Annotated in this window: 13 protein-coding genes; 3 read left to right on the top strand and 10 right to left on the bottom strand. The window is 58.7% G+C overall.

The features are described from left to right. Window positions 1-38: 38 nt before the first annotated feature. On the bottom strand, window positions 39-590 hold the full coding sequence (infC, locus tag ACM530_RS20745; RefSeq protein WP_015884933.1) for a translation initiation factor IF-3: 552 nt from the start codon (window positions 588-590) through the stop codon (window positions 39-41). Then, entirely contained in the window at window positions 590-2,512 is a 1,923-nt protein-coding gene (thrS, locus tag ACM530_RS20740; protein ID WP_119742672.1) for a threonine--tRNA ligase, read from the bottom strand. The genes infC and thrS overlap by 1 nt, the downstream gene beginning before the upstream one ends. A gap of 368 nt (window positions 2,513-2,880) precedes the next feature. On the opposite strand from thrS, the gene ACM530_RS20735 reads away from it, so the two are divergent. Beyond that, window positions 2,881-3,192 (top strand): hypothetical protein, encoded by a 312-nt coding sequence (locus tag ACM530_RS20735; protein WP_106580537.1) that lies wholly within the window; start codon window positions 2,881-2,883, stop codon window positions 3,190-3,192. Between the two features lie 292 nt (window positions 3,193-3,484). After that, complete coding sequence (locus ACM530_RS20730; protein ID WP_003234260.1) at window positions 3,485-3,697, top strand: cold-shock protein; 213 nt, start codon at window positions 3,485-3,487, stop codon at window positions 3,695-3,697. Between the two features lie 74 nt (window positions 3,698-3,771). Here ACM530_RS20730 and ACM530_RS20725 read toward each other — a convergent pair whose 3' ends face one another. Both ACM530_RS20725 and ACM530_RS20720 read right to left on the bottom strand, forming a co-directional pair. Beyond that, complete coding sequence (locus ACM530_RS20725) at window positions 3,772-4,092, bottom strand: I78 family peptidase inhibitor (RefSeq protein ID WP_106580536.1); 321 nt, start codon at window positions 4,090-4,092, stop codon at window positions 3,772-3,774. Between the two features lie 143 nt (window positions 4,093-4,235). Beyond that, window positions 4,236-4,541 carry a hypothetical protein gene (locus tag ACM530_RS20720; RefSeq protein WP_145165847.1) on the bottom strand — a complete coding sequence of 102 codons (306 nt, stop codon included), beginning with the start codon at window positions 4,539-4,541 and terminating at the stop codon, window positions 4,236-4,238. A gap of 157 nt (window positions 4,542-4,698) precedes the next feature. Here ACM530_RS20720 and ACM530_RS20715 point away from each other — a divergent pair, with 157 nt between their 5' ends. After that, the gene (locus tag ACM530_RS20715) at window positions 4,699-4,911 is read left to right on the top strand and encodes a hypothetical protein (RefSeq protein WP_032886978.1); all 213 of its coding nucleotides are present in this window, start codon (window positions 4,699-4,701) and stop codon (window positions 4,909-4,911) included. A gap of 33 nt (window positions 4,912-4,944) precedes the next feature. On the opposite strand, the gene ACM530_RS20710 is transcribed toward ACM530_RS20715, so the two are convergent. Genes ACM530_RS20710 through ACM530_RS20685 form a run of 6 tightly spaced genes read right to left on the bottom strand, consistent with a single transcriptional unit; the run spans window position 4,945 to window position 10,895 of the window. Continuing rightward, complete coding sequence (locus tag ACM530_RS20710; protein WP_106580533.1) at window positions 4,945-5,973, bottom strand: nucleoside hydrolase; 1,029 nt, start codon at window positions 5,971-5,973, stop codon at window positions 4,945-4,947. A gap of 26 nt (window positions 5,974-5,999) precedes the next feature. Beyond that, on the bottom strand, window positions 6,000-6,404 hold the full coding sequence (rbsD, locus tag ACM530_RS20705) for a D-ribose pyranase (RefSeq protein WP_145165845.1): 405 nt from the start codon (window positions 6,402-6,404) through the stop codon (window positions 6,000-6,002). Next, the gene (rbsK, locus tag ACM530_RS20700) at window positions 6,401-7,318 is read right to left on the bottom strand and encodes a ribokinase (protein ID WP_404483688.1); all 918 of its coding nucleotides are present in this window, start codon (window positions 7,316-7,318) and stop codon (window positions 6,401-6,403) included. Before rbsK ends, rbsD begins: the two co-directional genes overlap by 4 nt. Before the next feature lie 23 nt (window positions 7,319-7,341). Further along, complete coding sequence (locus tag ACM530_RS20695; protein ID WP_145165843.1) at window positions 7,342-8,364, bottom strand: LacI family DNA-binding transcriptional regulator; 1,023 nt, start codon at window positions 8,362-8,364, stop codon at window positions 7,342-7,344. 3 nt (window positions 8,365-8,367) lie between these two features. Continuing rightward, window positions 8,368-9,345: an ABC transporter permease gene (locus tag ACM530_RS20690; protein WP_145165842.1), complete on the bottom strand. Its 978-nt coding sequence runs from the start codon at window positions 9,343-9,345 to the stop codon at window positions 8,368-8,370. Then, window positions 9,342-10,895 carry a sugar ABC transporter ATP-binding protein gene (locus ACM530_RS20685; protein WP_145165841.1) on the bottom strand — a complete coding sequence of 518 codons (1,554 nt, stop codon included), beginning with the start codon at window positions 10,893-10,895 and terminating at the stop codon, window positions 9,342-9,344. The genes ACM530_RS20690 and ACM530_RS20685 overlap by 4 nt, the downstream gene beginning before the upstream one ends. Window positions 10,896-10,935: the final 40 nt, after the last annotated feature.

Genomic DNA, 10,935 nt, shown 5'->3' with positions numbered 1-10,935 from the left:
TGATAAACATAATCAGAAGGCCTGCCGTGCCCTGTTGATTACTTCTTCTTTTTCGGGGCGATGACCATAATCAGCTGGCGTCCTTCCATCTTAGGATGCTGCTCGACGGAACCATACTCCAGCAGGTCAGCTTCAACCCGCTTGAGGAGTTCCATCCCCAGCTCCTGGTGGGCCATCTCACGGCCGCGGAATCGCAAGGATACCTTGGCCCTGTCCCCATCACTCAGGAAACGTACCAGGTTGCGCAGTTTTACCTGGTAATCCCCTTCCTCCGTCCCTGGACGAAACTTGATTTCTTTTACTTGAATCTGCTTCTGGTTCTTCTTCGCTGCGGCAACCTGCTTCTTCTTCTCGAAGATCGACTTGCCGTAGTCCATCACCCGGCAAACGGGTGGGATTGCATCGGCGGAGATTTCCACCAGGTCCAATTTGGACTCTTCAGCAATACGAAGCGCTTCATCAATCGAGACGATGCCAATCTGCTCGCCGTCAGCGCCAATTAACCGAACCTCGCGTGCCGAGATATTCTCGTTGATCGGGGCTTTCGGTGCAGCTCGTTTATCTTGTCTCATTTCACGCTTAATAATAATTACTCCGAATCTGGGCGACCACGCCGGGAAACCGCTTGCGCGAGGAACTCAGCGAACTGGGCGACGGGCATCGAGCCCAGGTCAGCACCTTCACGAGTACGCACAGCGACAGTCTGCATCTCGACTTCCCGATCTCCGATAACCAAAAGATAGGGAACCTTGAGCAAAGTATGCTCGCGGATTTTAAAGCCGATCTTTTCATTTCTCAAGTCGGACTTGGCACGAAATCCGCTTTCGTTGAGAGTTTTTTCAACTTCAGCCGCAAAATCTGCCTGTTTATCAGTGATATTCATGATCACTGCCTGGGTCGGAGCAAGCCACGCAGGGAACGCACCCTCGTAGTGCTCGATCAGGATTCCGACAAACCGTTCGAACGAGCCAAGGATCGCTCGGTGCAACATAACCGGGTGTTTCCGGCTGTTGTCTTCGGAGACGTATTCGGCTCCCAAACGGATCGGCAGGTTAAAATCGAGCTGCAAAGTACCACATTGCCAGACACGACCAAGACAATCTTTCAGCGAGAACTCGATTTTCGGACCGTAGAAGGCGCCCTCACCCGGCTGCAGATCGTACGCAAGGCCCGCGCTGTCTAGGGCTGCGGCCAGTGCAGCTTCGGCGCGATCCCACAGTTCGTCGGAGCCGACGCGTTTTTCCGGACGAGTGGACAGCTTCATTTCGACTTCGGTGAAGCCGAAATCGCGATAAACGTCCATGGTCAGCTTGATGAACGCGGCGGATTCAGCCTGCATCTGCTCTTCGGTGCAGAAGATGTGTGCATCGTCCTGAGTAAAGCCGCGCACGCGCATGATGCCGTGCAGCGCACCCGATGGCTCGTTACGGTGGCAGGCACCAAACTCGGCCAGACGCATCGGCAACTCGCGGTAGCTTTTCAGGCCCTGGTTGAACACCTGCACGTGGCATGGGCAGTTCATCGGCTTGATGGCGTAGTCGCGGTTTTCCGACTGAGTGGTGAACATGTTGTCGGCGTAGTTGGCCCAGTGCCCGGACTTTTCCCACAGGCTGCGGTCAACGACCTGCGGAGTCTTGATCTCCAGGTAGCCGTTTTCGCGCTGAACCTTGCGCATGTACTGCTCGAGCACCTGGTACAAGGTCCAGCCGTTCGGGTGCCAGAACACCATCCCAGGCGCTTCTTCCTGAAGGTGGAACAGGTTCAGGCGCTTGCCGATCTTGCGGTGGTCGCGTTTTTCGGCTTCTTCAATGCGCTGGATGTAGGCCGCCAGCTGCTTTTTGTCAGCCCAGGCAGTGCCGTAGATACGCTGCAGTTGCTCGTTCTTTGCATCGCCGCGCCAGTAGGCGCCGGACAGTTTGGTCAGCTTGAACGACTTGAGGAAGCGCGTATTCGGCACATGCGGGCCACGGCACATGTCGACGTATTCTTCGTGGTAGTACAGGCCCATTGCCTGCTCGTCCGGCATGTCTTCCACCAGACGCAGCTTGTAGTCTTCGCCACGCGCGGTGAACACGTCGATCACCTCGGCGCGCGGCGTGACCTTCTTGATTACGTCGTAATCTTTTTCGATCAGCGCGTGCATGCGCGCCTCGATAGCGGCCAGGTCGTCCGGAGTGAAAGGACGTTCGTAGGCGATATCGTAATAGAAGCCTTCATCGATAACCGGACCGATCACCATTTTTGCGGTGGGGTACAGCTGTTTGACCGCATGGCCGATCAAGTGCGCGCAAGAGTGGCGAATGATCTCCAGCCCCTCTTGATCCTTGGGCGTGATGATTTGCAGGCTGGCGTCGCTGGTGATCAGGTCGCTGGCGTCTACCAGCTTGCCGTCGACCTTGCCGGCTACGGTGGCCTTGGCCAGGCCTGCACCAATGGAAGCGGCGACCTCGGCTACGGATACCGAATGATCGAATGAACGTTGACTGCCGTCGGGAAGAGTAATAGTTGGCATGGCGCCTCCTCTCCTAGTGGTGACCCCTACCAAAGGTCACGTGGGTTGGGATGAGCCAGTACAAGATCCAACACCAGGCCGTTCAATGATGAACGCCTGCCTTACAGCGGCAGGAGCCTTTCGGCCAACCGATAATCGAACCAGAGTGACTGGAGTGAGCTAAAAAGAACATGGCAAGGCGGCAACTTGGCACGCCTGGAAATAGCCAGGCCGAGGATGCTAGCACAGATGAACGGTCATCGTGCTGGCGCCGCCTTTCTGAAAGACAAATTCGAGGCTTTATAGGTGCAAAAGTGAACTTGAGCTGTACGCCATGCCTCAAACACACCGAGAATCGCTGTTCGTCCTCGACCCAAAGGAGCATCCACATGATGCGTTTCACCTCGACCCTCGCTCTCGCTGCTTCCCTGGCCTTCCTGTCGCTCGGCGCCCAGGCAGCCGCCCCATCGAACTGGCCAACCGGCGCTCGCGACAACTTCATCAAAGATTGCAGCTCGGCAGCCCAGCAAAGCGTGGACGCCAAAACTGCCAAAGACCATTGCGAATGTGGCGCTGACAAGATCAACGCCGAATTGAGCACCGCAGAGATCAAGGAGCTCATGACCAACCAGAACGCAGATCCGGCGCTTAAGAACAAAGCTGTCGCGGCTATTTCGTCCTGCAAAGTCGTGAAGAAATAATCAGAACGACCACTGATCAGACGGCCGTCGCGCTGAAAAAACAGCCCGAAAACTGCCATTTCGCACAAATTACGCAGCTTTTACGGCTTTTTTTAACAGCTGATATTTCGCACCAAAGCCCCGTAAATCGGGGCTTTCAGCCAGCCCAGGCAGCAAATGCAACGCTATTGATTAGCAAACAATGCCTTGGGGGGGCTCCCAAGTCGAACATTTCGACTATGATAGCCAAGTGTGCCCAGTTGGCCTGAGCAGCACAGCACTACTGAAAATATATGTTTCTTGGAGATACACCATGTCTAATCGCCAAACCGGCACCGTTAAATGGTTCAACGATGAAAAAGGCTTCGGCTTCATCACTCCTCAAGGTGGCGGTGACGACCTGTTCGTACACTTCAAAGCTATCGAAAGCGACGGTTTCAAAAGCCTGAAAGAAGGCCAAACCGTTTCCTTCGTGGCTGAGAAAGGCCAAAAGGGTATGCAAGCTGCACAGGTTCGCGGCGAGTAATTCTCCGCTGAGCTAAAAAAAACCCCGTCCATGCGACGGGGTTTTTTATGGGCGCTACAAAAGTGCCGAGGTTCTTAGCCGCAGTTGACTCGCGTGATCACCAGATTGTCATCGGTGTTCAGGTTCAGGCGGTCGGAGCGGTATTCCAGGGTGATCATGTCATTAGGCTTGAGGATACGTGCGTTCTGCGCACCGGCACGTGTACGCGCCTGCTCCAGCAATTGGGGCGAGGCTTTCTGGCCGATCGCGAACTCGGCGGCCTTCGCCTCACAGCGGCTATGACCGGCATCGGCCACGGCGGCGTCTTTGGCTGGCTCAGAGGTACCCGGGGTGCTGCAACCCGCCAACGCGAATGCTGCCAACAAAGTACCGAATGATGCGAGCTTCCAAGGCATGAAGCCTCCTATGATAAAAATGGACAGAGATCGTGCGACAGCGATCTGGGGGATTGGTTTCAAGACGTGAATCGCCCGCAGGCAAGTCTGCCTGACTCAGGCCGAGCATTCGCTCGGTCAATCGTCACCAGATATGAATGTATTCAGTAGATGTCGATGTAGTCGAACGGCGGCTTCGGCCAGTTCTGCTTGAGCGCGTTGAATATCTGCATGACCCAGACTTCATCACTGGCCGCTACGTTACCGACATAACCGGAGCCTTTGGCCCAGGTCTCAAGGCGAAACAGCAAGCCGGCGATATCAGTGCCGCCCACCACGCCTGACGAGATGTAGGCAATCCCGGCCTTGGTCACCCGCAGCTGGGTATGCTGGTCATCGCTGGCGCTGGCCAGCAACTGACGAACAGCCTCCAGCGTCAGGTTCTCGGGGTTGTTCAAATCGATCTGCACCTGGCGTTCCCCGGCAATTAAACAGGGCCACAGTGTCGCACAGCACATGCCTCATGCCTAAGTAGCAGTGCCAAACGCCACCCAAAAATGGTTAACTGCGCCGGTAAAAGCCGCGTTTTAGCGCACTGCCCAGTACTTTCAACCCCGCGAGACACCCATGACCACTGTTACCCTCCAAGCCGACATCAAAGCCAAGTGGCCCCAAGGACAAAGCTCCTACAGCCCCGGAAGCCCGGAGGAGTTGGCAATCATCGGAATCGACCTGCTGGTCAAGGAACTCGGCACTCAGGCTGCACAGGCCTTCATCGGCCAGGTATTCGAAAAATACCCGGCCGATCACATGGGCGCACACAACCCAGAGCGCGAATAAGAACCGGCCGACGAACGCCGACCGGCACACACATTACTTCAGACGCGCCAGACGCTCGGTCAGCAGATCGAAGAAGCCCTGAGCATCGCCGTTCTCGACCCAGAAGGCATTCTTCGGCTGCTTCAGGCCATCGTACCAATCGACAATGGTCTGGCCGAAGGTCGGGCCTTCACGGCTGTCCACCACCACATTGACTTCACGGCCGCTGAACAGCTCAGGTTTGAGCAGGTAGGCAATAACGGTGGCATCGTGAACCGGGCCGCCTGGAATGCCGTAGTGCTCCATATCGCCTTTGACGTATTCATTCAGAATATCGCCGACGACTTTGCTCGCGTTGTTGTTGATATCGGCGATTTGCTTGAGGCGCGCTTCACTGGTCAACACCTTGTGGGTGACGTCCAGTGGCAGGTAAGTCAACTTGACGCCGCTTTTGAGCACGACCTCAGCCGCAATAGGGTCGGCAAACAAGTTGAATTCGGCCACCGGCGTGATATTGCCGCCGTTGAAGTGCGCACCGCCCATCACCACCACTTCCTTGATGCCTTGGGTGATTTCCGGAGCCTGGGTCAACGCCAGCGCCAGGTTGGTCTGTGGGCCGAGCATGGCGATGGTGATGCTGTGGGGCTTGGCGGTGCTCAGGGTCTTGATCAGGTAATCAACGGCATTGCCTTCGGCCAGGCCTTTTTTCGGCTCGTGCACGGTAACGCCCGAAATACCCTCTTTACCGTGAATATTCTCGGCGTAGATCGGCGTGCGCAGCATCGGTTTTGGCGCCCCTGCGTACACCGGAATATCCTCGCGCCCTGCCCATTCGCGGGCCAGGCGCGCATTGCGGGAGGTTTTGTCGAGGCGCACGTTACCGGCGACGGTGGTCAGCGCACGAATATTCAATTCCTGTGGAGAGGCCATTGCAAACAGCAAGGCCACTACATCGTCAGCACCCGGGTCGGTGTCGATGATCAGGTCGATTTTTTCCGCCGCGTGGGCGCTGGCTGCTGTGAGCGCGGACAAAAGCAGGACACTCCGAAACAGGTTTTTCAGGGATGGAAGACCACGTTGCATGAAACACTCCTTGTCGTAGGAAATCTCTAGAAAGTTACGCCGGACACCAGCGCGATATTGCAATAAGGCTGGCACTCGCCGGTGCGCACGACGGCGCGAGCCTTGCGGCTCAGTTGCTTGAATTCTTCGTGGCTGACCAGGCGTCGCTCGCCCAGGGCTGCCTGCTCGGTCAGGGTGTTGAGCGCAGTGAGTGCAGGCGGTTGCTTGAGCAGGATTTCTTCGGCCAGTACGTGGCTTTCCACCTGCATCTCGCTGAGCACAATGCGCAGGGTGCTGATGAAGTCAGGAATACCTTGGGTCAGCGCCAGGTCGATCAGCTCGACACCCGGCGGCACGGGCAAGCCGGCATCGCCGATCACCAGGACGTCACCGTGACCGAGAGACGCAATGACACGCGACAGGGCAATATTGAGCAGCGGTGTCTTTTTCATGAGGGCACAAAACCTTGAACGTCATGCAGCGTGGGAATAGAGGGTTGCGCACCGGCGCGAGTCACAGACAGCGCTGCGGCCACCTGACCAAAGCGGATGGCCTCGGCTTCGCTCTTGCCATTAGCGAGCGCGGCGGCAAACCCGCCGACAAAGGTGTCGCCCGCCGCCGTGGTGTCCACCGCCTTGACCTTGGGCGCCACCAGATGCTCAAAGCCTTGGCCATCGGCAAACAATGCGCCCTGGGCACCGAGGGTGATGATGACCTTGCCCGCGCCTGCCTTGATCAACTGCGTCGCAGCGACCTTGGCACTGTCGAGAGAGTCGACCGTCACGCCGCTCAAGGCGGCGGCTTCACTTTCATTGGGAATCAGGTAGTCAATCGAGGCATACCATTCGGCCGGCAAAGGGCCGCTGGCGGGTGCCGGATTGAGGATCACCGTCTTGCCCAGTTCACGTCCGCGCTTGAGGGCCTGACCTACCGTGTCCATCGGCGATTCCAGCTGGCAGACGATGACGTCGGCGCCCTGCAACACTGCGTCAGCCCGTTGCAACGAGGCTGGCGTCAGCGCACCGTTGCCGCCGGCCACGATCACAATTGCGTTCTGGCTGCTGTCATCCACCACAATCAACGCCACGCCGCTGGAGCCGTCTACCGTGCTCACGGCCTGACAATCAATGCCCTCCACCACCAGCGCATCACGCAATTGGGCCCCGTAGGCATCAGTGCCGACACAGCCGATCATCGCCACATCAGCGCCCAGACGCGCAGCAGCCACTGCCTGGTTGGCGCCCTTGCCGCCGGGGACGGTAGAGAACGTTTGGCCGATCAGGGTTTCACCGGCACGCGGCAACCGACTGGCGCGGGTGACCAAGTCCATGTTCAAGCTGCCTATTACCACTACTTTTGCTGGCATACATCAGTACTCATCAATTCGGTTCAGCGGTATTGGGCGAACACACCGGCGACCGGCGCCGTCGACTCACGCAAAACAATACTCGGCGTCACGATACGTTGATCGATCGGCAGTTGGGGGGTTGCAATTCTTCGCAGCAAAAGCTCGGCCGCCGTTTCGCCCAGTTGCACGATCGACTGCCCGACCGTGGTCAGCGCCGGGTACACGTAACGGCCCATTTGAATATCATCGAAACCAATCACCGACAATTCGCCGGGCACGCGAATATTGCGCTCTGCCGCAGCGCGCAACACGCCGAAACCGATCATATCGTTACTGGCAAAGATCGCGCTCGGCGGATTGTCCGACAGCAACTGCACGGCTGCGGCATACCCGCCGATGCTGGTGAAGTCGCTCTCTTGAGTGCGATTGGCCGCCACTTGCACGCCCGCCTCACGCAGCGCCCGGTGATACCCCGCCAGACGCATTTGCGCCACGCGGGTGTGGCCGGGGCCACCAATGCAGGCGATGTCGCGGTGACCGAGTTCAAGCAAGTGCCGGGTCGCCAGGTAGGCGCCCTCCTCGTGGTCGATGCGCACCAGATCGACATCGATGCCATCCAGCGCACGGTCGACGATCACCATGGGCGTGCGCACTGCGCTCAAGCCAGCGGCAAGGCCGCTGTCGTCGCCCCCTACCGAGGTCACGATCAAGCCGTCGATGCGCTTTTCGAGCAACACACGCAAGTAGCTGCGCTGTTTTTCAGCGTTGTCGTCGGAGTTGCAGAGGATCACGCAATAGCCATTACGCTCGCAGTAATCCTCGATCCCGCGGGCCAACTCGGCAAAATACGGGTTGAGGCTGTTCGGCACCAACAGGCCAATGGTGGCGGTGGTCTTGGCCTTGAGCGATCGCGCGACCGCACTGGGCACATAGTCGAGCTGCTTGATTGCCGCTTCGACCTTGATCCGCACAGGCTCACTCACCGGCCGCGTCTTGTTCACCACATGGGACACGGTGGTGTAGGAAATACCCGCAAGCGCTGCCACATCCTTGATCGTCGCCATGGTTCAGACTCGCCGGCTGGCGCGCTGGCTGCGGTAAGTGTCGAGGACCACGGCAATCACGATCACAGCACCGGTGATGATGCGTTTGGTGGGCTCCGTAGCACCGATCTGCGCAAGGCCAGCGGCCAGTACCGAAATGATCAACACGCCGAAAAAGGTGCTGATAACCGAACCGCGTCCGCCCATCAAGCTGGTGCCGCCGATCACCACAGCGGCGATCACCTGCAGCTCCAGGCCGGAGCCGGCATTCGGGTCCGCCGCTTCCAGGCGCGAAATCTGGAACAGTGCCGCCACACCGGCCAACAGCCCCATCAGGCTGAATACCAGGATTTTGTACGGCTTGGGATTGATCCCGGCCAGGCGCACGGCCTCTTCATTGGTGCCGATACCGATCAGGTAGCGACCAAACACCGTGCGCGTCAACACCAACTGAGCGGCAATGATCACCAGCAAGGCAATGATGAACGACGGCGAAATTCCGAAGGCAATCGGGTTCGACAGCCAGGCAAACGAATCACCAATATAGGCGGTGCGCGAGCCAGTCATTTGGTACGCCACGCCGCGCGCCATCTCCAGTACGCCGAGGGACACAATAAACGAGGGGATTCGCCAGGCCACAGTAATCGAGCCGGTGATGGTGCCTGCCACTGCCGCACAGCCCATGCCCAGCAGCGCTGCCGGCAGCACGCTCCAGCCCCAGCCGAGAATCGCCACACTGACCGCCGACGCGGCCAACGCCAGCACCGAGCCAACCGACAGGTCGATGCCGCCGATAATCAGGATGAACGTCATGCCCACCGCCAATACCATCAAGTCCGGTATCTGGTTGGCCAGGGTGCTGAAGGTGTCATAGGACAGGAAGTGATCGCTCAACACTGAGAACAGCGCGATCATCGCCAGTAAGGCGCCAGCCAGGCCCAGGTAAGTGCCCAGGCCGTAGAAGTTGCCGCCGGTTTTACCCGGGGAAGTTGTGGTTTTCATGGGGTATCCCTAAGCGCTGCGTCGTTGAGCAGCGCGTCACGTTTTTGGTAGCCGGCAAAAGCGGCGGCGAGCAATTCGTCCTGGGTCCAGCTGTCGCGCTCGAAGGTTTCGATCAAGCGCCCGGCGGACAGCACACCGATGCGGTCACAGATCAGCATCAGCTCACGCAGGTCGCTGGACACCACCACCAGCGCTTTGCCCTGGCGCGTCAATTCGCCGAGCAAGGCATAAATGTCGAACTTGGCGCCGACGTCGATGCCTCGGGTCGGCTCATCGAACAGCATCACCGCGCAATCGCGCTCCAGCCAACGGCCGATCACGACTTTCTGCTGGTTACCGCCCGACAGCTCGGACACCAACTGCGCCGGACTGGAGCTGCGGATGCGCATGGCGTCGATCTGGCGCTTGGCCAAGGCGGTTTCGTCGCGGCTGTTCACCACGCCGCCGCCGGAAATTTCCGGCATGTTGCCCAAAGCAATGTTGGCGCTGATCGACTGGGTCAACAGCAGGCCTTCGCCCTTGCGGTCTTCGGTGATCAGGGCAATGCCATGGCCCACCGCATCCACCGGGGAACGAATGCTCACCACCTGGGCCGGCGAACCCAAGGCGACAGTGCCGCTGTCCGCCAGGTCCGCGCCGAAGATCAGGCGCAACAGCTCGGTGCGGCCGGCGCCGATCAGGCCGGAGATGCCATAGATCTCACCGGCGCGCACTTCAAAGGACACATCACGCACCTTGTCCGAGCGGGTCAGCCCTTTCACGGTCAAGGCGGGGCCGCCGATAGTGCGCGGGCCCAGGTCGATCTGTTCACCCAGCTCGCGCCCGACCATCAGGGTGACCAGTTGCTCACTGTTGTAGTTGGCCATCGGCTCGACGCAGACCAGTTTGCCGTCGCGCAATACCGCAATACGCTGGGCAACACGGGCCAGCTCTTCGAGCCGGTGTGAAATATAAATGATCGCCACGCCCCGAGCCTGCAGGCGAGTGATTTGTTCAAAGAGCATTTCGACTTCGCGCGCGGTAAGCATCGCCGTGGGTTCGTCGAGAATCAGTACGTGGCAGTCGCCGATCAGATTGCGGGCGATTTCGACCATTTGTTGATGGCCAATGCCCAAGGTGCCGACCAGCGTGTCGGGGTCAATCGCATCCAGGCCGACCTGGGCCATGGCTTCGATCGCGGCTTTGCGCAGTTGCTTACGGCTGATCCAGCCACATTTGCTGGGCAGGTTATCCAGAAACAGGTTTTCGGCCACGGTCAGTGTGGGCAGCAGGTTGAGTTCCTGCATGACCATGCGCACGCCCAGCTCTTCAGCCTGGGTGCGGCTGCCGGGACGGTAGTCCTGACCATTGAACTGCATATGCCCGGTGGTCGGCGTGACCAGCCCGCCGATAATTTTCGACAGCGTACTTTTACCTGCGCCGTTCTCACCGGTCAGCGCCAGCACTTCCCCACGATTGAGCGTCAGGGTGATGTCGGACAGAACCGGTTGGGCATAGGTCTTGCCGATACCGCTGACCGAGAGGACAGCGTTCGGGGCGGAAGATGACATAGGAAAATCTCCAGGCGCCCACTCAGGACGAGCGGGCGCT

The organism is Pseudomonas sp. NFX183 (assembly GCF_047943075.1).
Lineage (GTDB): Bacteria > Pseudomonadota > Gammaproteobacteria > Pseudomonadales > Pseudomonadaceae > Aquipseudomonas.
This window is presented reverse-complemented; position numbering and strand designations above follow the sequence as displayed.